The 21,510-nt window shown below is 66.3% G+C and carries 19 protein-coding genes and 1 pseudogene; 7 read left to right on the top strand and 13 right to left on the bottom strand.

The genetic code is table 11. The annotated features are described in order from the left end of the window. Positions 1 to 11: 11 nt before the first annotated feature. On the bottom strand, positions 12 to 590 hold the full coding sequence (locus KIH31_RS14920; RefSeq protein WP_307857671.1) for a sulfocyanin-like copper-binding protein: 579 nt from the start codon (positions 588 to 590) through the stop codon (positions 12 to 14). Continuing rightward, positions 587 to 838, bottom strand: a complete 252-nt coding sequence (locus tag KIH31_RS14915) for an SHOCT domain-containing protein (RefSeq protein WP_214427941.1) — start codon at positions 836 to 838, stop codon at positions 587 to 589. Before KIH31_RS14915 ends, KIH31_RS14920 begins: the two co-directional genes overlap by 4 nt. Positions 839 to 1,680: 842 nt before the next feature. Here KIH31_RS14915 and KIH31_RS18330 point away from each other — a divergent pair. Together KIH31_RS18330 and KIH31_RS18325 are read left to right on the top strand one after the other, a co-directional pair. After that, a complete protein-coding gene (locus KIH31_RS18330) occupies positions 1,681 to 1,815 on the top strand; it encodes a hypothetical protein (protein ID WP_284676030.1) in 135 nt (44 codons plus the stop codon). A 246-nt stretch (positions 1,816 to 2,061) separates the two neighbouring features. Beyond that, a complete protein-coding gene (locus tag KIH31_RS18325) occupies positions 2,062 to 2,184 on the top strand; it encodes a hypothetical protein (RefSeq protein WP_284676029.1) in 123 nt (40 codons plus the stop codon). Positions 2,185 to 2,320: 136 nt separating this feature from the next. Here the strand turns inward: KIH31_RS18325 and KIH31_RS14910 are convergent, their stop codons facing one another. From KIH31_RS14910 to KIH31_RS14900, 3 genes are all read right to left on the bottom strand, one after another. Further along, complete coding sequence (locus tag KIH31_RS14910) at positions 2,321 to 2,560, bottom strand: hypothetical protein (RefSeq protein WP_214427940.1); 240 nt, start codon at positions 2,558 to 2,560, stop codon at positions 2,321 to 2,323. Next, positions 2,557 to 2,817: a ribbon-helix-helix protein, CopG family gene (locus KIH31_RS14905; RefSeq protein WP_214427939.1), complete on the bottom strand. Its 261-nt coding sequence runs from the start codon at positions 2,815 to 2,817 to the stop codon at positions 2,557 to 2,559. Before KIH31_RS14905 ends, KIH31_RS14910 begins: the two co-directional genes overlap by 4 nt. A 287-nt stretch (positions 2,818 to 3,104) precedes the next feature. Beyond that, the gene (locus KIH31_RS14900) at positions 3,105 to 4,346 is read right to left on the bottom strand and encodes a UPF0158 family protein (RefSeq protein WP_214427938.1); all 1,242 of its coding nucleotides are present in this window, start codon (positions 4,344 to 4,346) and stop codon (positions 3,105 to 3,107) included. A 129-nt stretch (positions 4,347 to 4,475) separates the two neighbouring features. Between KIH31_RS14900 and KIH31_RS14895 the strand changes: the two genes are divergently transcribed. From KIH31_RS14895 to KIH31_RS14885, 3 genes are all read left to right on the top strand, one after another. Further along, positions 4,476 to 5,459, top strand: coding sequence for a sulfurtransferase (locus KIH31_RS14895; RefSeq protein WP_307857670.1), 984 nt, complete (start codon positions 4,476 to 4,478; stop codon positions 5,457 to 5,459). Between the two features lie 260 nt (positions 5,460 to 5,719). Continuing rightward, positions 5,720 to 6,076 carry a tetratricopeptide repeat protein gene (locus KIH31_RS14890; RefSeq protein WP_307857679.1) on the top strand — a complete coding sequence of 119 codons (357 nt, stop codon included), beginning with the start codon at positions 5,720 to 5,722 and terminating at the stop codon, positions 6,074 to 6,076. Between the two features lie 487 nt (positions 6,077 to 6,563). Next, a complete protein-coding gene (locus KIH31_RS14885; protein ID WP_214427936.1) occupies positions 6,564 to 7,484 on the top strand; it encodes a LysR family transcriptional regulator in 921 nt (306 codons plus the stop codon). Between the two features lie 1,507 nt (positions 7,485 to 8,991). On the opposite strand, the gene KIH31_RS14880 is transcribed toward KIH31_RS14885, so the two are convergent. From KIH31_RS14880 to KIH31_RS18510, 5 genes and pseudogenes are all read right to left on the bottom strand, one after another. Beyond that, positions 8,992 to 9,585, bottom strand: coding sequence for an HPP family protein (locus KIH31_RS14880; protein WP_214427935.1), 594 nt, complete (start codon positions 9,583 to 9,585; stop codon positions 8,992 to 8,994). 57 nt (positions 9,586 to 9,642) lie between these two features. Further along, complete coding sequence (locus KIH31_RS14875) at positions 9,643 to 10,557, bottom strand: LysR family transcriptional regulator (protein ID WP_214427934.1); 915 nt, start codon at positions 10,555 to 10,557, stop codon at positions 9,643 to 9,645. Between the two features lie 174 nt (positions 10,558 to 10,731). Continuing rightward, positions 10,732 to 11,919 carry an NAD-dependent formate dehydrogenase gene (locus tag KIH31_RS14870; protein WP_214427933.1) on the bottom strand — a complete coding sequence of 396 codons (1,188 nt, stop codon included), beginning with the start codon at positions 11,917 to 11,919 and terminating at the stop codon, positions 10,732 to 10,734. Between the two features lie 321 nt (positions 11,920 to 12,240). Further along, positions 12,241 to 15,021, bottom strand: a complete 2,781-nt coding sequence (locus KIH31_RS14865) for a cation-transporting P-type ATPase (protein ID WP_214427932.1) — start codon at positions 15,019 to 15,021, stop codon at positions 12,241 to 12,243. Between the two features lie 196 nt (positions 15,022 to 15,217). Continuing rightward, a pseudogene (locus tag KIH31_RS18510) lies at positions 15,218 to 15,436 on the bottom strand (transposase); the annotation flags it as partial. Positions 15,437 to 15,972: 536 nt separating this feature from the next. Between KIH31_RS18510 and KIH31_RS14860 the strand changes: the two are divergent. Further along, complete coding sequence (locus KIH31_RS14860; protein ID WP_214427931.1) at positions 15,973 to 16,458, top strand: cupin domain-containing protein; 486 nt, start codon at positions 15,973 to 15,975, stop codon at positions 16,456 to 16,458. A gap of 93 nt (positions 16,459 to 16,551) precedes the next feature. Here KIH31_RS14860 and KIH31_RS14855 read toward each other — a convergent pair whose 3' ends face one another. Together KIH31_RS14855 and KIH31_RS14850 are read right to left on the bottom strand one after the other, a co-directional pair. Beyond that, positions 16,552 to 17,178: a hypothetical protein gene (locus KIH31_RS14855; protein WP_214427930.1), complete on the bottom strand. Its 627-nt coding sequence runs from the start codon at positions 17,176 to 17,178 to the stop codon at positions 16,552 to 16,554. A gap of 289 nt (positions 17,179 to 17,467) precedes the next feature. After that, entirely contained in the window at positions 17,468 to 18,121 is a 654-nt protein-coding gene (locus KIH31_RS14850; protein ID WP_214427929.1) for a bacterial transcriptional activator domain-containing protein, read from the bottom strand. 517 nt (positions 18,122 to 18,638) lie between these two features. Between KIH31_RS14850 and KIH31_RS14845 the strand changes: the two genes are divergently transcribed. Further along, positions 18,639 to 19,313 (top strand): DUF1345 domain-containing protein, encoded by a 675-nt coding sequence (locus tag KIH31_RS14845; RefSeq protein WP_214427928.1) that lies wholly within the window; start codon positions 18,639 to 18,641, stop codon positions 19,311 to 19,313. A gap of 359 nt (positions 19,314 to 19,672) precedes the next feature. Here KIH31_RS14845 and KIH31_RS14840 read toward each other — a convergent pair whose 3' ends face one another. Next, the gene (locus KIH31_RS14840) at positions 19,673 to 21,151 is read right to left on the bottom strand and encodes a N,N-dimethylformamidase beta subunit family domain-containing protein (RefSeq protein ID WP_214427927.1); all 1,479 of its coding nucleotides are present in this window, start codon (positions 21,149 to 21,151) and stop codon (positions 19,673 to 19,675) included. Positions 21,152 to 21,510: the final 359 nt, after the last annotated feature.

Raw genomic sequence — 21,510 nt, 5'->3', positions numbered from 1 at the left:
TCCGGATCCGCTCAGGTTACGGTGATCTGTGCGTACATGCCCGCTGCGTAGTGGCCGGGCAGGTTGCAGACCAGTTCGTAACGCCCCGGCGACAGGGTGACAGTGACCCACCCGGCGGCACCGGGCAGGATGCCCTGCCCCGCCCCGGACGCGCAGGTGGCCGAAGCCTCACCGAGGCTGCCGGTTTCGTCGATCTTCCCGTCGCCGCCGGTAACCCTGCTCCCCGCAGTCTGCGAGCCCGGCAACGGAAGGATAACCATCTCGTGGGCCAGGCGCCCGGCATTCGTGACCAGGAAAGACACCTCGCCGTGCTGCACCACGGCCCTGTCCGCGCTCAGGCGCATGCCACCCATCCCGCGGCCACCGCCCATCATCGGGCCGCCCATGTCGGTCGCCGTCACATTGACGACGGTCCCCGCCAGAGCCGGCGTGCTGCAGCCGGCCCTGGAACGAAACCCGGCACCCGGCCCGGACGAGCCGTCAATCACCCCCGGTCCCAGCAGAGCAACCGCCGCCAGCGAGACGCCCGTCAGCACGAGGGTGGCAACTATTCCGAACAGCACAAGCATGCCGCGGAAAGGCCTGCTCACGGCTGGCGCCTCAGCGCCTCACGCCTGGCCCGCAGCTCCGTCTCGTCGATCTCACCCCGTGCGAACCGCTCACTGAGGATCCGCTCCGCGTCCCCGTGCGGCGAACCCCCAAAACCGGGTCCCCCGGGCCGGGCGCCCCGCAGCAAAAGAACCACCACGGTCACAACCCCGCCCCAGAACAGCAGCATCATCACCGCCATCGCGATCCACCCGCCAAGACCCCAATTCCCACCCCAGCCGTACATCATGACCCGTAAACTCCCTTCAGGGAGCACCGCTCCCGCAACGTCAGCCTCCGCTTTCTCCCAATCCACGACCAGAGTACTTGGTCACGAAGAACCCGGATGGCAGCGGCTCCAGCCCCACCCGGACCTCAGCACGCGACAAACCGAGATGAATATGTCAGCGTAATTCAAGACTACCGAGGCGGCCTGATTCAGGTCCGTCCAGGCCCCAGACCGCTGCCCTTACGTGGCGTGTACCCGAAGTGACAGGGGCAACGGTGTCACCGGCTAGTAGCACGGATGTATGGCTGCGTGGGGCGAGATCCTGGCGCTCCACGCGGGCGGATGGGTCCCCGGGAACATCTCGTTAGCGAAGCGCTGGAGCTCGGGAGTAAGACCCCAGCTGACCGGTGTTTCCCCTTCTGGATCGTCGCCCCGATTGCCAGCTACGTCGTAGAGCCGCTGACGGAGCCCGGACCAGCCGTGGGCGTGGATAGCGGAATCGAGCTTTACAACGCCCCCAGGGCTGCAGGTAGTCCGGGGCGTTTGGGAACTGAAGTCCGTGCACATCATCCAAAGATAAGAACGGGCGCATCCCTGCACGCAGCAGCTACGGCCATGATCCGCTCACAACATGCGAGGCCGGCCGTGGCTGACCGCGCAGCAACCGAAGACCACCGCCACGCCGTCAGAACGCAACCGCAGCCTGGCCCCTGCGCCCCCCGGATCCGCCAACAGATACAGGCAGGCGCCCACGTTCAGCACACACGGGGACGACTTTAGGTGCCGTGCCGTATCGTCAGGGATACGGGCCGGTTCCTGCCCGTATCAGGGTGCAGCCACAGGGCTGCCGCTAGGAGTACACCATGGCCGATAAATCCCCACGACAATCCGCCTCCAAGAAATCGGGCAAATCCATCAAGGAAAAGCGAAACGACAAAAAAGCCAAAGCCGCCGGAAGCCCGCCGTCGGAAACCGTCACAGCCGCCAAAAAACGCTAAGCCCTAGGGTCATCACCGAGCCAGGAGTACAAAATCCTCCCGTCTTTCAGCCCGGCGGCCTGCTTCCGGCCACCGCGCGCGTTCCCGGCATCGCGCGACGGTTTCCGGGGCCCACGCCCTCGTCAACAGCGTCCCGGCCCTCACCGTACAACCGAATGAAGGCCGGCCGCCCCGTGCCAGGGGCCGACGGCGGAACCGGACAGTGTTTTGGCCTGGCCTCTCTGGCGCTTCCGTGAGGCGTCGCGGGTGGTCTCCAGCCGGGGCTTGTACAACTGCGAGGTGGTCTGGCCGGTGAGCGGCGAGGTCGGAACCGTCATCATCGGCGTGCTCGACGCCTTCGCCCTGATCACTGTCGCTTCGGCATGGTGAACATGCTGCTGAGGTCCGCGGGGGAACGCACCGGCGAAATCGCCCTGATGAAGGCAATGGGCCTGGTCGGCGGCCTCATCGTCGCCTTTTGATAGGTCGCGCCTTTGGTGCGGGTGCTCTGGCGAGATAGCGCCAGCTAGCCGAGCATCCCGAGGTATTGGGGGCGGCATTTCATCGCGTGGATGAGTTCTTCGCTACCGTCGTCCCAGACGAGCACCACGAGTTCCAGGAGCCGCCCGTGGGTGTCGAAGCCGAGGCGGAGGAACCTGCGCGGATCCTCATCATCCAGGGGGACCGAGACCAGCGGCCAGGTCGCGGCCTCGATCGCGTCAGCGGAGCTGATTCCGTGCTTGTGTGCGGAGCGGCGGACAATCACGCCGCGTGCGACCAAGCGGCCAGAGCGGCACGGATCGCCTCGGACCGGTTGAGGTGCTCGCGCTCGGCCCGTGCCATCACCGCTGCAAGCTCTTCGACCGTCAGCCGTACGGGAACGACCTGAGACGCTTCCGCACCCCGGGCGGGGCGCCCCATCCGCGCCTTCAGCTCCTCAAGGTGGTAACCGGCCTCGGCTTCCTCGACCCACCCATCGATCTCGGCCTCCGAGACTTCCCGTCCGTGCATCTTGCGTTCCATGCGGACAATCGTATTACGAATACTTCCCCGTGACCAGAGGATCTGACCGTTGTCTGTAAGGCGGTTCCCTTACAGGGCGGATTCCTTTTCCTGGTCCAAGTTGCTGTTTCGAAACCTTTGCATCTCGAAACACCTGCCATGCAAGACCACTCAGAGCATGGCAGTAGGACACCGAGCGCATCGCAGAATGCCGCTTGACCTTATGATCGGTCTAATCAGCCGCTCCACCGTTGTTGAGGGTACGCGGGCGGCACGGTCTTGTGCCGACGCTGACCGAGCCCGGTTTGTCAGCCCACGCGGATGCCGTTGTCAGCGAGGAATTCGCGGGCACGGCCCATCTGTCGGTCTGTGGAGAAAACGTCCCACTGTTCGCTAAGGTTCTCGGCCTGGACGAGGTCGCGGAACCGGCAGAAGGCACCTTTGCCCTCGATCGCCTGCTCCAGGCGCTCTCGGAGGGGCGCATCGTGCTGCCGTTCGGCGAAGGCCGCCATGTCCAGCCAACCGTTCCGCGAACCGGTGCGGTCGAGTCGAAGCCAACGGTCCGGCTCCTCCGCCACGTCGATGGCGGCTTCCTCCCCGACCATCATCGGGTCAGTGGCACTGTCGTCGTACACCTGCCCGGTGCGCAGGTCGAGGTAGCCACCGGAAGATATGTCGGGATCCCCTTCCAGCACGGTGCTGAGCATGTCGAGGTCTACCGGCACCACTTGGCCTGTCAGCGGCACGCGGCGGAGCCCGGCCAGCAGGTCCTCTGCCAGGACCCGGTCACCAGCCCCGCCGCGCCAAGTCAGCCGGTTGATGACCGACATGGCCACCGGCTCGGCTTTTTGGCGTCTGTGCTCCAGCGCCATTGGTATGCCGGCTCCCACCTGCTGCAGAGCATCATCGACGTCGCATCCGGTCACCACCGCGAGGAAGCGGGCCGCATCTGCCGCCGCGATGGCTTCACGCAGCCCGGACAGGTCCAGCGCCGGCACCTGCACCTGCCCGGGCCACGCGGGCAGCAGCATGGGGTGCGGTCGGCTCGGTTTCCCCGGCGCCCAGCTCTGTCCGTCGTCGGTAGCCCATCGGCGCCCGTACTGGTCCGGGATGGTGCCCCAACCCCAGTACGGCAGAGGGACATCGGGACGGATACCCAATACCTCCAGCGGGTCGACCTTCACCTCCCCGACTACACATCGGTGAGTCCAGGCGTCACCAAGGTCGAACGTGAATTGAAACTCAGCCCCCGGCTCCAGCGTCCGGACAACCTTGGCTGCAGCGATGTCGATTGGTGCGATGATCGGGCCGCCGACCGATCCGGCCATCTCCGCTCCCGTCTCCTCGTCAGTGATTACCCGGCCGTCGGCCAGGGTGAACATTGACAGGTGCGAGCGGTCCCATCGAGCGAAGGCATCGTTGATGGCATTAGCGAGAACCATGAAGGTATGCGACGGTCCGACCGCGAAGACGCGCCCGGGCCACGGCCACAGCTCCTCACCACGACCGCCGAGCAGTTCCACCGTCACCGATAACCAGGTTCGTGCCATACCCCCAAGGTATGGCACCAACCACCGCGGTGCCACAGTCCTGTTTACCGCACCGCTTCGCTCGAAGCCGATGAAGGGTCTCTTGATCCGGCTCTTTCCATCGAAACCTCCAGGCCTTGAAACGCAGCCATGCAAAAACAACTTTCCCGCCCGCGTATCCGGCCGCCGCTAAGCATCCCGGGGCTAAAGGACGCCTGCAGTGGTGCGGCGCTTCCTCCCGCATCGTGGGATATTTTTGCTCAAAGTATGGACACGTCATCTAGCCTGCACTGTATGGACGGCAGCCGGATAACCCAAGAAGTTCTTCCACCCTTTGTTGATGCCGCGTGGCTCAAGGCGCACCGAAGTAACGTTGTCACCGCTGATGTTCGCTGGTACCTCAACGGCGCGTCGGGCCGTGCAGCGTACGACGGCGGGCATCTTCCTGGTGCGGTGTTCGTGGACCTGGACGCATGGCTGTCGGGAAATTCGGGACCACGCGGGCTGAACCCGCTTCCCGACCCTGAAGTGTTCGCACATGGAATGTCCGCCCTGGGAATCGGCGACGACACGACCGTCATCGCCTATGACGACGCAGGGGGAGTCATCGCCGCACGGCTCGTGTGGATGCTGCGGGCTTTCGGGCATCGGGCGGCGCTGCTCGACGGCGGTCTTGCCGCGTGGACGGGACCGCTGGAGACGACGCCCGTGAAGCCGACGCCGGCGACCTTCACGCCGTCTTCGTGGCCTCAGGCCCGTCTCGCCCAGCTGGAGGACGTCACGGCAGGGGCTGCCGGGATCATCGTCGACGCCCGCAACGCCGACCGCTTCGACGGAAGCCTCCAGCTGCCCACCGATCCCCAGGCCGGACACATCCCCGGCGCAGTGAACGTCCCGTGCCGTGGGAACCTCGCCCCCGATGGACGCCTGCGCCCGATCGCAGAGGTCCGACGAGCGTTTGCGAAAGTTGGGATCGACGACGCGACTGCCGTCATCTCCTACTGTGGCTCAGGCGTCACGGCCTGCCACAACCTTCTCGTTCTCGAGCATGCAGGACTCGGCCAGGGCCGCCTCTACGCAGGCGGGTGGTCAGAGTACGGAGCCGAGCCCGGCCGCCGAGCCGAGCTTGGCTGACAACCGATCTACGACACCCGCTCGGGCCCAGACCACGACCTCCATCCTGAACAGTGGAGACCGTCTCAGTCTGGCCCGGTAAGGGTTGGGCTTACGGGCATAGAAGGTGATGTCGTCATGGAAGAATCGGCGCATGACGGACACCTGGGAAAGCCGCGTGCAGGAGTTTTGGGCGCACGCTGACGCCGGAGACCCCGCCGGAACGTTCAGCAGCATGAAAAGCGCTCGTTGATGAGCGGCCTGATGGGGACGCCGCGGCTCTGTATGAGTGGGCTTCTGTTCACGACTTCCTGGGCAGCGAGACGGAAGCAATTCCCCTGTACCGACTTGCACTCGACGCCGGTCTCGACGATAGAAGACTGCCTCAGGCACTCATTCAACTCGCCAGCTCACTGCGCAATGTGGGCGAGTTCGAGGCGGCCATTCAAGTCCTCGGGCATGTGGAAGAAAACGACGTGACCGGGGACGCACATTTTGCCTTTCTCGCCCTTGCACTTTTTGACGCTGGCCGCCCGGATCAGGCACTCCGTGTCGCACTTCAGGCCCTGGCCAAGACCCTTCCCCTCTATCGTCGCGCAGTCACCGGGTACGCGGCAGAGCTTCCACCGAGCTGCTGACGTTCCCATCCAAGGGGTGGCCCCGAGACTTCGTCTGCGTAATCGAGAGCCCGGTAAGGGATCCACAACCGTGCGCCCGGTCGCGGACGTCATCCGCACGGCGCCGAGGTCTCTGAGGCTTCCGTCCGTCATGCTCGGCGGAGCGTCAGCGGAATCGCTTCCCGTCCCTGCACTGCCTCTTCTACCTGATCCTTTCGGCCAGCACGTAAGCAGCTGGCGCGGGGTTCGGTTTGTAGCCAGCGGCAACGGGAACGTCTTCTTCGACCATGAAGTTGTCGAAATCCCGGACAGAGTGAAGAGCGGACGGTGGGACCCTCTTGCGGCCCGTGTAGCGGGCCAGACCGATGTGTTCGGCCGCTTGCCTGCCACCTCTGAGCATCCAGTAATAGAAGCCGACAGGGAAGACCGGAACCAGATACCCGATCCCAGCGGCCCGATCTACTTGGTGACGAGAAACCCCGCCGTTGCGTGCGGTAGACCAGAGGTCATGATCTTCAGTCAGCTTGAGTACATTGTTGCCTTGGCGCGCGAGCGTCATTTCGGGCGGGCGGCTGCGAGCTGCCTGGTTTCCCAGCCGGCTCTGTCGGAGGGGATCAGGAAACTTGAAGTTGAATTGGATGTTCCTTTGATCCGGCGTGGCAACACTTTCGAGGGCTTGACGGCCGAGGGTGAACAGATCGTAATTTGGGCGCGCCGCATTCTCGCGGACCGCACCGCCATGACCGAGCAGATCCGCGAGATGCGCTCCGGCGTCACCGGGCAGCTCCGGATCGGGTCGATTCCGACAGCGTCTTCGGCTGTTTCCTTCCTGACCGCCCCGTTTTGCGAGGCGCATCCCCTGGCCCGTGTTCATGTCGCTTCGGATCTGCGCTCCGATGATGTGCTCAGACTGTTGGCGGACTACGAGGTTGACGGGGGCATCACCTATGTCGAGGACCGGCTGCCGGAGGGCTTCAGGGTCACGCCGCTATTTTTCGAGAAATATGTTCTGCTCACCGCGGGGGAAGGCGGATTCGCCGCAGGGGCTACCGCTACCTGGTCGGACGCGGCGGCTATGCCGCTGTGCCTGCTTGACCGGTCGATGCAGGGGCGCCGCCTGGTGGATGAAGCGTTCCGGGACATCGGACTGAGGGCCGCTCCGCGGCTTGAAACGGATTCGGTCGCTTCGCTCCTGGCCCAGATGAAGGCCGGGCTGTGGGCCACGATCGTTCCGGCGGCGTGGCTGCATGTGTTTGCTCTGCCGCCCGGCGTGCGCGCCTTTCCGCTGGTTCAGCCGGAACGGCGCGTGCGGGTCGGCCTGATGACCCTCTCGCGGGGGCCCGAAACAGTCCTTGCGCGGGCGGTAACGGCCGTCGCACGTGGGACCGATCTCACATTCCTCGAACAACTGCCGTCTGAACAGGTCTAATAGGCGACCCCTATCGAACTATCGGTTTTCCTTCTTTGATACCTATCGCGCGCTGGTGAAGAGTGGATTACAGGTGCAGAAGATCCGGTAGGAAACGGGAGCCGGGTGCGGGCCTGCGGGAGAAAGAATGGCAACGATCTCCGGTGCCCCGGCCGCCGGGTGCTGACCACCCCTGACGGCCCTCGCCGAACAGCGGGATGGCTTTCGCGGGCTTGCGGAACGAAGTGTTCCGCAGTGGCCGCTGCGACAACCGCACGAGGCAAATCCTGCAAGCCGGTCGGGTCGCCTGCACAGCCAAAGACAGCTCCGGCAACACCCGGGTGTCCGGCGCACGGCGATCGGGGCAATCATCCCCGTGCTGCCGGATGGACCTACAAACATGACCTATCCAATGGAGGCTTCCTTGAGCACATTTTCGGTTTCCCCAACCGGGCCCGTCTACGGCAGGAGGGGCGCGTATACCGACGTCGACGTGCTCCGCCGCACGGCAGGGACCGGGAACTACAGGCCGGGGCGTTACACCGATGTGGACGTTTTGACCAGGGGTAGAACCGGGGATGCGGCACGCCCGGGCAGCTACACCGATATCCATGCGCTTGCCGGGCGGCGCCCCGCTTCCACACCCCCCGGGCGCTACACGGACACGGAGCCCTCAGGCCGCTAAGACCCGCGACCGATACCCATCCGGGGCGCGCGGACCCGCACTCTCACGCCATGGGCTCTCGCTCACGCAACACGCCGAGGCAGCGTGCATGAGGGACCGGTCGGGCGATTTTGGCGATGTCCGGGAGGCGGGAGATCCGAGCCGGGGCCTCGCCACGCTGTCCGTTGTTCCGCCTCCGGGCCGGCCAGTATTGTGCCGCCGAACGGCGGTTGCCACGAGCACCACGGTGCAGGACAGCTAAGTCAACAACGATGCTTCGGGTTTTTTGACAGCCGCGGTTTCCGGCATCGAGTTCCGGTGCGGCCCCCTTCCCGGGCCTCAGACTCCCGTGGACGCGACAGGCATCAGTGGTTCGCCACTTTTTCCTGGTTGATCGGTTCCGTGGCGCCGATTTACGCAGAAGACCGGCGCCCATCTTCCCGGCTCCGCCGGGGTTTTTCGTCCCCGCCCTTGAACCGGGGAAGCCAGACGGATGCTTCCGCGTGGCTTCCCCGGTTTGTCGAGCTTTTGAGCAGCTGATGGACGCACCGTACGTGATGGACCGCTCAGGGGCGCTCGGATGACAAAAGGGGTTCTCTCGTCGGTGTCGGCGACACCCTCGTGTCCTCGGCCGATTTTCTCTCGGACCAACGGCCTCGAATCCCCCCGCCCGCGGCCGGGCCGAAGAGAGTGCCGCGCCCGGCTCGACCATCCAACACGGCCCACTCGCCAAACCACCGCAGGGAAAGGGCCCCGCCCCGGGCCCCCACTCCTGCCCCCGGCAAGGGCCGCGGCCGCGGGCCGCAGGCCCAGCGCGGGGACGGAGAGGGACGCACCGCGGGCTTGGGGGTGCTGTCAGTTCGTTCAGTGTGCGGCGCGGTCGCGTAGCAGCACCCGGTACAGCAGGGCGCACGCCGTGAGGATGAGCGAACCTGCCAGGACCGGGGTTAGCAGGTAGCCCCACCCCTCGTGTGCCAGCAGGATCGCGATCGGGGTGCCCCCTGCCGGCGGATGGATGATGCGCAGCGCGGCCATCGCTGCCATGGCCGCTCCCACGGACAGGCCCAGGCTCCACCACGCGGTGGGAAGGAACGCGTGCGCGGCGACCCCGCAGAGGGCCGAGACCATGTGGCCGCCGACCACGTTGACGGGCTGCGAGAGCGGGGCGTCGGGCAGGAGAAAAACCAGGACGCAGGATGAGCCGAAAGCCGCAATGAGAATGGGGGTGCCGGTCGCGTTCCCGGTGAGTGAGAGTACGGCGATGGTCAGCGCGCCGCCCAAAGCCGCCACGAGGATCGCCGGCCAGGGTGCGCGCGGCTGCGTCGGCGTCATGAAGCGACGGACGGTGGCCCGGGTGCGGACCCATACCGCACCCGGGGCCAGGGTGGGGACGGAGGACGGGCCGGCCGGGCTTGTTCCCGGCCCGGCGTGCCGGGGTGAGGAATTGACTTGTGACATGGTGCGGGACCTTTCAGATCGCGGGTGGGGCGCCGGCCCCGGGCGATCCCGGTCCGGCTAGGAAGGTGTTGAAGATGGACGCGGGCGCGCCACGACGGCCCGCGTGGCGTCGTCCAGTGCGCGCATGAGCGCCGGCAGCGGTTTGGCGGCCAGACGCACCACGGCCAACGGGGTGGAGATCGCGGGCTCTACCAGCGGCAGGACGTGGATCGAGGGGTCCTGGCGTCGCATGGCTACGGAGGACTCCGGGACCACCACCGCCCACATTCCGGTCCCTACCAGCCCGAGCAGCGCCTCGATCGAGTCCGCCTCAGCGGCGGGCCGCAGTTCCAGGCCGGCCTTTCGCCACGCTTCATCGGCGACCTGTCGCGCCCGCATTCCCGGGGCCAGCAGCCCCAGCCGCACGGAAGTCAGCATCGGGCCGCTCACGGCACCCAGAGCCTCGTCGAACAGTCCCGGCGAGGCGACCACGACGCTGGTAGCGTCCCCCAGGGGCGCTGCCACGAGGTCCGGGCCGTCCGCGGCGGAGGGGTGGATGATCCCGGCATCGAGCTCGAAAGCACGCAGCCGCGCCACGACGTCCTCGCTGCTCAGGCCGGTCCGCACCGTCGAACGCACCAATGGGTGCGCCTGCGTGAGCGTGGACACCAGGTGCGTGGCGCCGCCGATCCCGGAAGGAATAGTGCCGATCCGCGCGGCGCCGGTGAGCTTGCCGCGGGCGGCGGAGAGCTCCTCGGTCAGAGCGGTCCGGTCCGCCACGACACGCCGTGCCCACATCAAAGCGAGCTCCCCCTCGGGTGTGAGCCCTTCGTACGCGTGCCCTCGACGCACCAGGGGCACCCCGAGCTCTACCTCCAGCTTGCGCACGGCCTCGGAGAGTGTCGAGGGTGAGACGAAGCAGGCCGCGGCCGCGTGTCCGAAGTGGGCCTCGCGGGCCAGGGCCACGAAGTACTCGAGCTGGGTCAGGAGCATGACATCCCGTCTGTTCAGTGGCGTCGCCGCCGTGTCCCGGGACCGTGTGGTCCGGGCCCGGGAACGGCTGGCCGCCGATGCGGTGCCGCCCGCCGCCCGTGAGCGGCAAGCGGCCTTCCGCATCGACCCTAACGCGCCGGGGGCGCGCCGAGCGGGCCGCGAAGCGTGCGGGGTTTACTGCGCTTCGGCCGGCTCCGCCTGCTTGGCGTAGGAATGCGCTCCGGTGCCGGCGTAGGCGCCGCCTTCGACGATCAGGTACTCCGGGCGGAGGGGACGTCCCGAGAAGAAGTCCTCGAGGATCTCGCGCGTGCCGGCAGCGTACTTGGCCTGCGCGGGAAGGGACGTGCCGGAGGTGTGCGTGGTCATCGCGTTGTTCGGCATGGAGCGCCACGGGTGATCGGCAGGGGCGGGCTGGGGCGCCCACACGTCGCCGGCGTACCCGGCCAGCTGGCCGGACTCCAGGGCGCGGACGATCGCGTCACGATCGGCGATCGCACCTCGGGCCGGGTTGACGATATACGCGCCGCGGCGCATGGTGGACAGCAGCTCGCCGTCCAGCAGTCCAGCCGTTTCCTCCGTCAGCGGTGCGTGCACCGTGAGGACGTCGATGTTCTTGACGAGTTCCTGGATGTTCTCGTGGAACACCAGGTTGTACTTTTCCTCGTACTCCGCGGGCAGACGGAAACGATCCGTGTAGTGCAGGTGCACGCCGAACGGAGCCAGGCGCTCGATCACGGCACGGCCGATGCGGCCGGCAGCGAAAATGCCCACATCCATGCCCTCAAGGTCATAGGAACGCTCCACCGCGTCGGCGATGTTCCAGCCGCCCTCCACCGCGATCCGGTGCTGGCGCACGAAGTCGCGCACCAGGACCAGCACCTGCATGACCGTGTGCTCGGCAACCGCGAGGCTGTTGGAGTAGGTGACCTCCGCGACCGTAATGCCGTGTTCGTTGGCCGCGTTGAGGTCCACGTGGTCGCTGCCGATGCCGGCGGTGATGGCGATTTTGAGGTTTTTGGCCTTCTCGATGCGCTCCGGGGTGAGGTAGGCGGGCCAGAACGGCTGGGAGATGATGACGTCGGCGTCGACCAGCTCACGGTCGAAATCCGAATCCACACCGTCCTTGTCGCTGATGACAACCAGCTCATGTCCGGCAGCCTCAAGATAGCTGCGCAGGCCCAGCTCGCCGGAAACCGACCCGAGCAGCTCGCCCGGAGTGAAGTCGATGGCCTCCGGCGTGGGGAGGGTCTGGCCGTTGGGGTAATCGGTCAACGCGGGCACAGTGTCCCGCGCATAGTCCTTCGGGAAAACGGGGTAGCCGTTCACGGGATCCGGGTAGAGGACAAGCAAAACCTTGGCCATGACACTTCTTTCATGTTCACCGCGTGACTTTCACGCCGTGTTTTCACCCTAGGCACCACCCTTATTCGGCGTCCATGAGGCACCTTCAACCAACCATTCGGCGCCGCCGAACGACTCCCAACGCTGGACTGGCAAAGCATTCATTTATTACGACCCTCCTGCTTGGACGGTCGTCTGCCGGCCCCACCTGTTTTAGGCGGGTCGGGCTGGTACGGGGTGCAGAACTTGGCGTCAAGGTCCGCGGCATGCCCGGGACAGGTCCGCCGGGCCGGCGGCCTGCCCGTTCCAATGGAAGAACGGTTCCTCGGTGATTGCCCGGTACTAGGCTTCACTGGTGGGAACCAGCGCGCGGCGGTGTCGCCGTCGTGTGTAGCGCCAGAGCTCATCCGTTCCCCATACCAGGAAGGGAAACGGGGTCAGGGCCAGGATTTGCCAGGGTTCGGGGATGCTAGTGCCGAAAACTTCCTGGAAGGGCGGGATGGCCACCACGGCAGCGGTGAAGATGATTTCGAAGGCGATGCCCCACAGCAGCAGCCGGTTGCTGGTGAGCCCGATGCTGGCCAGGGAAGCGCTCTGGGTGCGTGCGGCCAGCGCAGTGCCGATCTGGCAGGCGACAATGCCTAGGAAGCTCATCGTGGTGGCCTGCATCCACACCGGGTGGAGGGGCCCGTGGCTGATGTCGTCACCCGGGCGCCAGCCGCCGATCAGCAGGGTGGCAAGGAAGGCAGTTGTGACCAGCAGGGCCGAGACCCCGCCGAGAAGCCCCCAGGCGCGGGCGAGCATGGCGCCGTCGATCACGTTTTGTCCCCTGCGGCGGGGCGGTCGGTCCATGGTCCCGGGTTCTTCGGGTTCCCGCCCGAGCGCGAGGGCAGGCAGGGTTTCGGTGCCCAGGTCGATCGCGAGGATCTGCATGACGGTTAGGGGCAGCGGGATCCTTCCGCCGGAGGCGGCGTAGATCAGGAAGGGAATGACCTCCGGGGTGGCGTGCGCGAAAATGTAGATGATGAATTTGCGCACGTTGTCGTAGACCCGGCGTCCGGCTTGGACGGCGCTGACGATGGATGCGAAGTTGTCGTCGGTGAGGACCATGGTCGCCGCTTCCCGGGCGACGTCGGTTCCGGACCTTCCCATGGTGACGCCGATGTCGGCGCGGCGCAGCGCGGGTGCGTCGTTGACGCCGTCGCCGGTCATCGCCACGATCTGTCCCAGGTCCCGCAACGCGTCCGCGATGCGCAGCTTCGCTTCCGGTGAGCTGCGGGCAAAGATCAGTTCCTCCTCTGCCTCCAGGAGCTCATCGAGCTCCCGTTCGGGCATCCGGTCCAGTTCAGCGCCGGTGATGATGCGGGTTTCTGCGTTTCCGATGCCGACGCGGGCTGCGATACCGCGGGCGGTCAGCCCGTGGTCCCCGGTGACGATAATGAGCCTGATTCCCGCGCTATGGCAGCGCGCCACAGCGTCCGGGACTTCAGGTCGGGGCGGGTCGAACATGGCAACCAGTCCCAGCAGCGTCATGTCCTGCTCGGCCTGCTCACGGCCCAGGCCCGGGTCTTCGTGCGCGCCGAGGTCCCGTTCCGCGACGGCAAGGACCCGCAGCCCCTCGTCTGCCCACTGGTCCACCACGGCTGCTGCGGTGTCCCGTCCGGCCTGCTCCAGCGGCCGGTCGCCGCCCGTGGCCGCCACCGTGGTGCACAGCCGCAGCAGCTCTTCCGGGGCCCCTTTGCAATGCACGCGCACTCCCTGCGGTGTCCGGTCGATCGTGGACATCCTCCGCAGGACCGGGTCGAAGTGGAACTGGGCGAGCCGTTCCCCCGGGTAACGGCCGCCCGGGACGCCGAGACTGACGGCGGCGTGCAGCAGCGCCAGCTCCGTCGGATCACCGCTCTCCGTACCCGAAGCGTCAATGACCGCGTTGTTGCAGTAAACCGAGGCCGCAGCCAGTCTCGCCGCCGTCGAAGCCGGCCCGGTAGGCAGCGTCCCGGCGTCCAGGTCGCGGCCTCCTTCGCCGGCGGTCCAAAGGCTCGTGACACGCATCCGGTTCATGGTGAGCGTGCCGGTCTTGTCCGTGCAGATCACAGACGTGGACCCAAGGGTCTCGACCGCGGAGATCCTTTTCACCAATGCACCCTGACGGGCAAGGATCCGCACCCCGACAGCCAGCGCGAGGGTGATTGTGGGAAGCAGCCCTTCGGGCACATTCGCGACAAGCAGCCCGACCGCGAAATTCAACGTCTCCCCCAGGGACATGCCTCCCAGGAGGGTGCCCACGGGGATGAACGCGATGCCCATGGCCACCGCAACGACCGCGATGATCCGGGCCACCCGCGTGACCTGCTTCTCCAGGGGACTCTCATCGTGCCCGACACGCTCCGACAGCGCAGCGATACGTCCCAGTTCCGTGTGCATGCCAGTGGCGAAAACCACCGCCACCCCCTCACCGCCAGTGCACCCGGTCCCGCTGAAAATCATGTCCGGGGCCTCCAGCAACGCACCGGATACCGACAGTGGCTCCGCGCTGCGCAGAACAGGAAGTGACTCCCCTGTCAGCGCGGACACGTCCATCTCCACCGAACCTTCCAGCAGGCGGGCGTCGGCACTGACACGGTCCCCTTCCCGCACCACCAGCACGTCCCCGGGCACCAAGGTTCCGGCCGGCACCAGCTTCTCCCGCCCTTCGCGCAGCACCCGGGCCTGCGGCGGAAGATATGCCGAAAGCGCTTCAACCGCCCGCTCCGCATGGCGCTCCTGAAGGAAGGCGAACCCCGCATTTAAAAGAATGACCGCGACAATCGCCGCAGCCAGCGGCGCCGAACCGCTGAAATAGCTCAATACCGCTGCCAGCCACAGCAGCAGGGCCAGAGGGTGTACCAACTGCCGGACAATCTGACGCGGCCACTGCACCCCTCCCCGACGCGTCAACTCGTTCGGCCCGTAAACCATCAAGCGCCGCGCCGCTTCCCGATCAGACAAACCCGTGCGACGGGCCCGCAAGTCACGCAGAAACCGTTGCACCGGCTCCTGCGGATCAGGAACACCGATTTGCTCCTCCCCGCCACGCGCGCCCGTCACCGAACCTGTTCGGGGAACAGCATCCTGCGCATCCATCAAGCCAGTGCAACCCGCAGCAGGCGGAAACACCAGAGACCAAACGCCCCAGCTAAGGGTCCAAAGGAAACAGGCGGCGACCGCATCCCCTCAAAAGAACCGCAGTTCTCTCCCGCACACAGGGGTGCCCGTTCGTCGGCACCATCGATCTCAGGAGGGCCTGTCAGATTGACGGTGGGCCTGCCCTGGGTTGGGGCTAGTTGATTCTGCCCCTCGAATGCGACCGCGAACCCTTCAAAGCCGGCTTCCTCCTCGCGGCCCACCGTGCCCGGCCCGATGGGGTCAAGGGACCGGGTCACGAGGTAGAGACATTTCAGCGCCACCGCATCGTTCGGGAAATGGCCCACTGCCCGCACCGCGCACCGGTAACCGGGGGCTGAGAGACGATCACATTGGTCGAGCAGATCACCCGACGGAAACCCCGCCACCCCAGTCAAGAAGCCCGCCGCCGCTGCGGCGTCATAGACTCCATGCTCAGGCACGGCACCTTCTACGAAAAAAGCCAGCCAAGCCGCCTGACCAAAAGCACAGCGACAAACCCCGGTGCCCGCCGTCCACCAGGAGGCACGAAGCGGATAGCCATCTCCTGCTCCGTAGGACTCGACGCTGCTCGGGCAACCAAGAACGTCTTGGACCAGGGCATACCCAACCTGACGGTCAGAGAGACATCTTCCGTGGATTTGGTGGTAAATACTGTTGCTCTGGCCGGTTCATCCCCGCTCAGCGCCGGATACCCCGGCAGCGGCTTCGATGACGGCGTCGGTCTCCCGGGAACCTGTGACGGAGTCGAGTCGACGAACGCCGGGCAGCCCCTGCGCTTCGCTGGCCGGTCCGGGACGGCATTGCTTGTCGATAGGACCCGACAAGCGTAGAACTGGAACACGCCGCGCCGCCCCGCCGAAACCCTCCGCCGATCATGGCGTCGAAACCAGCCCAGAAGGATCCTCCGCTATGACACTCACCGACATGGGCCCCCAACCGGGCTCCTTCGACCTTGAAACAGCCACGACCGAGAACACCAACTACCGCACCGTGGCCTGGACCGGCCGGTACCTTCAGCTGACCCTGATGTCTGTCCCCGTCGGGGAATCCATCGGCCTGGAAATGCACCCCGACACCGATCAGTTCCTTCGCCTGGACGCCGGCACCGGCAGGGCCCAGATGGGACCGGAGAAAGACAACCTGACCTTCGAGCAGGACGTGTCGGACGGATGGTGCATTCTGGTTCCAGCCGGCACCTGGCACAACGTCATCAACACCGGCGACGCACCGATGCGGCTGTACGTGATTTACGCACCCGTCCACCACGCGGCCGGCAATATCCACCGCACGGCCGCCGACGCGGCCCATGACGAGGAAGCCGGCACCGACAATCCGCCGGCATGGGCCGAGCAGCCCACCTCAGCCGACCCCGACCAGCACGCGGACAACCATTAACCGTTCCATCAGGCGACGATCCAGGCCCCAAAAGGGTCGCCCCGTAGCAGATCAGGAACGCAGACGCAGCCAAGACCCGACGCACCCCCAGTGTCACCGGTGGCGCTTGCGTGCCCGTTCCAGCACGCCGGTTTCCAGCCGGGGGTCGGCTCTCAGAAGTGCAAGCAAGCGGGCCCTTTCCTTCGGTCGGCAGCCATCGAGCACACGGGCGAGCCGCTCCGGGCCGACACCACGCAGACGCACCAACCGGTCAGCGGCGGCAACACTGCCCGGGTCCCACAGCGGGACGAACTCGTCCCAGTCACGCATCGGATGGGTACCGTGGCGTGCCCCGAACTGCGACCACGCGGTCTTGTGCACGTCGAGCCCCGTAAGAATCCATCCGTCCGGGGTGCCCGTGAACCCCACCTCGAACGCCTTCACCAAGCCGGCGGCTTCGACATCAATAAGCCGGTGACGCAGGAGATCACCTTTGACCAGGACCTCGGTGGTTGCCAGCTCCACACGGAACAACTCAAGCACATCCGAACTCAAGACAACCCGGTCAAGCTCAATCACCTCAACGGCACTCCACGGCACATACATCCGGCTTCGCATCAGAGACAGCACAAGACCGGTCAACACCGGGCGACGCCGTTGGTGAAACGTAATCACGCCGTCCGCAAGATCACCGACCCTGTGCCCGTCCGTGTCCCGCACAACGCGTCCGAGCAACGCCATGAACCGCAGGCTCCGGTCCGGACCACCGGCTGTCCTCACGAAGCCCGCCTCTCCCCGAGCCGTCAAGATCTGTGCGTGACGAATGTACGCCCAGTGACCCTGACTGCATAGAGGCCGCCCTCGGACACATCAAGGGGCCCATCTTTCATCGGTAGGTAGACGTCCACGTCCGGCGCACCTTCGGAGGCTCCTTCCGTTTCGTCATGCTGACCGGATACACACATTTGTCAGCTCTGCCTACACCCCCAATCTGACACTGGCTCATCTTTCAAGTTGTACGCAGTGGTGCTCACGGGCCTGCGTTGAGCAGGTTCGTGAACCTGGGGCCGGGTGCGGTGCCGAGTTGGGCCCGGATAGTTGCTTCGAAGTGCCGGGCGCGGCGAGCGGCTTCCTGCCTCCGGCCGGCGGCGAGGTGCGCGCGCACGATCGTCCGGTGGGGTGCTTCCCGAAGAGGTTCCAACGCCGCAGCGCCTTCAGCGGCAACGATCGCCCGGTCAAGATCACCAATTTTCAGGCAGTGCTCCGCCGCGCACTCGAGCGCGGCCACCCGGTCCTGGAGCAACCGGTCCTGCTCGAACAGGACCCAGTCCTCGTACCAGCCCAGCAGCAGATCCGCCCGCAGCAGCGCATCAATCTCCCGCGACGTCGGTACGCGCACACCCTGCTTCACCTCATGGATCAGTCCCCTGACCCGGGCCAGGTCCGTCTCCACCGAAGCTGAGAGCCCAAGCATCGTCCCGTGGCTTTCGACCAGGCCCGGCTGGTCACCGCCGACACGGAAAACGGCGGCCCTCAGGTTCGCCAGCGCCAGGGCGCTGCGGGTCTGCGGCCACAGCAGGGAGGCAAGCGCGCTGCGGGAACGGTCGCCCCCGATGGCCAGGGTCGTGATCAGGCGTTGCTGACGCACGCCCGTCAGCGCCGGTTGCCCGTCCGCGGTGAGCATCCAACAACCAAGAAGGTTCAACTCCCAGCGGGTTCCCGGTCCGGAAGACCCCGAAGGTCCGCGCCGCACGCGGTCATCGGTCGAAAAGGGACCGGCGATGGTCTGGGGGGAAGTCTTGGTCTCAAAAGACTTATCCATCGCCGGCCCCCGTCTCAGGGCCTGTGCGCCGTGACGCCAGGCAGGCGGCTACTGCTGCTGCGCCTGTTCGAGTGCTGCCACTCTCATTCATCCCGGACCCGCTTCCCGTGACCGGGATGGCCTCCCGAACACCCAAAGCATAAGAGCGTGCAGTTGCGCGCACACGAGTAGCCACTACCCGAAACACAGTGCCGACACCCGCCCCGGTCACGGGTCATTACCCGTTCACGCCGGCATGCAGTAGCCGGCCCCTTGACAACCCGCCGCCCGCACCGTTTCTCCAGCTCCCCCGGCTTTCCGGGGCTCCCGGTGTTCGGGTTTCGTTAAGGCCCGCGGTTTGCGCCCGGTCCCGGGCCCGCGCCTGTGAAGATGAATTGCCATGAACACTTTCACGCCCCCGGCGGACCGGCACGAGGACTTCAACACCAGGTCGCATCATTCCCGCCTCCGGCTGGTTGTGATGCTGGCCGTCGGAATCCTCACCGCCGTACTGGTCGGCAGCGTAAAGAACTGGGCGTACGCGCCCTCCCTGGGCTGGGCAGCCGCGTCTGCGACCTACCTGATCTGGGTGTGGGCAGTCATCGGCAAACTCAATGCTTCCGCCACCGCTGCCCATGCCCGCCGGGAAGATCCCGGCCGCGGATACGCCGACATGCTCGTACTCACAGCCACCCTGGCCAGCTTCGCCGGGGTTGCCCTGATCCTGCTCGAAGCTTCCAACGCCCAAGGCCGCGCCAAGGACGCCATCGTCGCCCTCGCCCTGGGCAGCGTCGCCCTCTCTTGGTTCCTCGTCCACACCCTCTTCACCCTCCGCTACGCCTCCCTCTACTACCGGGACAAAGACGGAGTGGACTTCAACGAGCAGACACCGCCCAGATACATGGATTTCGCCTACCTGGCCTTCACCGTCGGCATGACCTTCCAGGTCTCCGACACCGACCTGAAAACCGACGCCGTGCGCGGAACAGTCCTGCGCCACGCACTCCTGTCCTACCTCCTCGGCGCCATCGTGCTCGCCACCACCATCAACCTCGTCTCCGGACTCCTCCACTAAGCGATGGAACAACGTTGAATCAACGGCTCCTTCGCGGCTTTCTCCTGTTTCTCGCCGCAGCCGGCATCGCGGTCCTCACCTTCGACAGGCTCACCCCGACCCAGACACCACATGCTCACCGGCATTCGGGGCGCCGCAACAGCCTCCCTCGCCCTGACCCTCTTCACCCTCACAGCAGACTAAAGCGCCCCGCAACGCCGGCTGCGTGGCCTTCAGCGCGGGACAACCGTGCACGTGAAGGGGCCCCCACACCTCGTCACGCGTCGCTTTCCGAGTTTTTGGCACGGCTCAGAGGCCGCAAGCCCCCGGAGTGATGGACCGGCTTGCGCCATTTCGACGGGCAGCGGTGCTTGCGGGGGTTAGACGGCGGGCCACCGGTACCGTCGTGCGAGCGGCCCCTGCGCCGTGGCGGTGATAATGTTCCGGGTGACCTGGGCGGCGAAGGCACGCGAGCGGGCCGGGACGGCGGGGTCCTGCTGGGCCGGGAGCCAGTTCGTGGACGCCAGGTTGATAACCGCCGCCCCCGATTTGACGGTGTAGATGGAGCCGTCGCTCCAGCCGCGGGCCCGATAAACGCCTTGTGAGGGTGAGTGCGAGAAGATTAACAGGTTCCGCGGCTGGGATACGCTGCGGGAGTCCGCGTCGGTTTCGCCGGCCACCAGGCCCGGGAACACTGTTCCGCGCCGGACCCCTGTTCCCTGGAAGGCGAAAAATCCGGGGTCCGTGACGGTGAAGGTGCCCTGGGCGCCGAGGTCCCCGTACATGCTGCCCGTCAGGGAGCATTCCGGCTCAGGGTGCGGCGCGTCCCGCCACCGGGTGGTGGCCAGTTCCGGGTGCGCGGAGGCAAGCGGGTCCAGCACAGGGTTCCGGTAACAGACCACCAAGCGGTCGGAACCCAGGGCGGTCGGTTCGGTGCGGGCACGCCAGTACACGTTGTTCGCCCCGAAGAACACCACGTTCGTCCCGGTGTCCCGGGCCGTTTCCACGCTGCGGCGCATCCCCGCTGTCCAGTACTCCGAGTGACCGGAGAACAGCAGGGCCGCCGACCCAACCAGGAGGGCCGGGCTTCCCGCCAGCCGCGCTTCGGTGGTGTAACCCAGCGACACCCGGCCGTCCGTGATGGTTTCCGCGGTGCGGATCAGGGGCGCGTTGTAGATCTCGAAGACGGCAGGGTTGCCGTACGGCCGGTCAAAGGAGACCTTCAAAGACCGGCGCGCAGCGCTTCCCGCAACTCCCGTGTACAGGGACGCACCGCCCCAGTGGTTGTAGGCCTGCATCGTCAGGTCGTTGAAGACCACCACGGCCTTGCCGGCCAGGGACGCCGATTCCACCACCAGGGGTATCAAGTGGGCCTGCGCCCCCGGGGCCGAAAGAACCAGGTAATAGAACCCCTCAGGCCACGCCGAGGTGTCCACCCTGAGGCTGATCTTCCAGTCACACGACACCGTCCGGGTCACCGGGTGCACGGCCGCCGGTGCCTGGACGCGGGCCGGTGTCACAGGTGAGGACCAGACCAGACGCTGGCCCAGCCCGGCATAGTGTCCCAACCGGTACGCGTGAACCTGGAAAGTCTTTTGCGTGGAACTCACGTACAGGTCGATGACGCGGCGCTGTGCGGTCGACGCGTGCTGACCCAGGAAGCCCTCCAAAGCGCCGCTGGTCCCCCACCACGTCGGCAGCTGCCCTCTCGGAGTGCCCCGCAACCGGTTCTCTCCCTGGAACGTGAACCCGTTCGTCAACGCTCCGGCCGGGGACGTGGCGGTCAGAGCAGCCGTTGTTCCCGCCAGCGCGGCAACCATCAGGGCACGGCGGGAGAACCCCGGAGACTGAGACGACACGCGGCGCCCATCCTTTGCTAAGCGAGACCCATGGAACGCGCACCGCGGTTCCGAGCGAATATTACACAGTCCTCAAGCACCCATCGACCGGGGGACGCACGACACGCGCCGACCGGCCTACCCCTTCAGCTGACTCAGTAAGTCGCCACACCGCTCGGGGTATTTCCGTTTTCGGTTGCCACCGTGTGCTGCTCCCGGTCTGCGATGTGCCGCGTGGGGCGCTGCCGCGACGGGTGAGGGCGGCGTCGCGGGTGTTTAGACGCCCGCTGCTCCCAGGAGGCGCCCGACGAGGAAGGTGAACGCGAGGGCGATGGCGCCGCCGATGACAACGCGGAGGGCAGCCCTGCCCCGGGAACCGC

Origin of the sequence: Paenarthrobacter sp. DKR-5, assembly GCF_018531425.1 — a bacterium.
Taxonomy (GTDB): domain Bacteria; phylum Actinomycetota; class Actinomycetes; order Actinomycetales; family Micrococcaceae; genus DKR-5.
The sequence above is the reverse complement of the archived record's forward strand: the minus strand, read 5'-3'. Positions and strand labels throughout refer to the sequence as shown.

Coding starts and splice junctions, on each gene's coding strand:
- KIH31_RS14915 (WP_214427941.1), bottom strand. CDS start 838: ATGATGTACGGCTGGGGTGGGAATTGGGGTCTTGGCGGGTGGATCGCG.
- KIH31_RS18330 (WP_284676030.1), top strand. CDS start 1,681: ATGGCCGATAAATCCCCACGACAATCCGCCTCCAAGAAATCGGGCAAA.
- KIH31_RS14905 (WP_214427939.1), bottom strand. CDS start 2,817: ATGGAACGCAAGATGCACGGACGGGAAGTCTCGGAGGCCGAGATCGAT.
- KIH31_RS14900 (WP_214427938.1), bottom strand. CDS start 4,346: ATGGCACGAACCTGGTTATCGGTGACGGTGGAACTGCTCGGCGGTCGT.
- KIH31_RS14895 (WP_307857670.1), top strand. CDS start 4,476: ATGCAAAAACAACTTTCCCGCCCGCGTATCCGGCCGCCGCTAAGCATC.
- KIH31_RS14885 (WP_214427936.1), top strand. CDS start 6,564: ATGATCTTCAGTCAGCTTGAGTACATTGTTGCCTTGGCGCGCGAGCGT.
- KIH31_RS14880 (WP_214427935.1), bottom strand. CDS start 9,585: ATGTCACAAGTCAATTCCTCACCCCGGCACGCCGGGCCGGGAACAAGC.
- KIH31_RS14875 (WP_214427934.1), bottom strand. CDS start 10,557: ATGCTCCTGACCCAGCTCGAGTACTTCGTGGCCCTGGCCCGCGAGGCC.
- KIH31_RS14870 (WP_214427933.1), bottom strand. CDS start 11,919: ATGGCCAAGGTTTTGCTTGTCCTCTACCCGGATCCCGTGAACGGCTAC.
- KIH31_RS14865 (WP_214427932.1), bottom strand. CDS start 15,021: ATGGATGCGCAGGATGCTGTTCCCCGAACAGGTTCGGTGACGGGCGCG.
- KIH31_RS14860 (WP_214427931.1), top strand. CDS start 15,973: ATGACACTCACCGACATGGGCCCCCAACCGGGCTCCTTCGACCTTGAA.
- KIH31_RS14855 (WP_214427930.1), bottom strand. CDS start 17,178: ATGGCGTTGCTCGGACGCGTTGTGCGGGACACGGACGGGCACAGGGTC.
- KIH31_RS14850 (WP_214427929.1), bottom strand. CDS start 18,121: ATGCTCACCGCGGACGGGCAACCGGCGCTGACGGGCGTGCGTCAGCAA.
- KIH31_RS14845 (WP_214427928.1), top strand. CDS start 18,639: ATGAACACTTTCACGCCCCCGGCGGACCGGCACGAGGACTTCAACACC.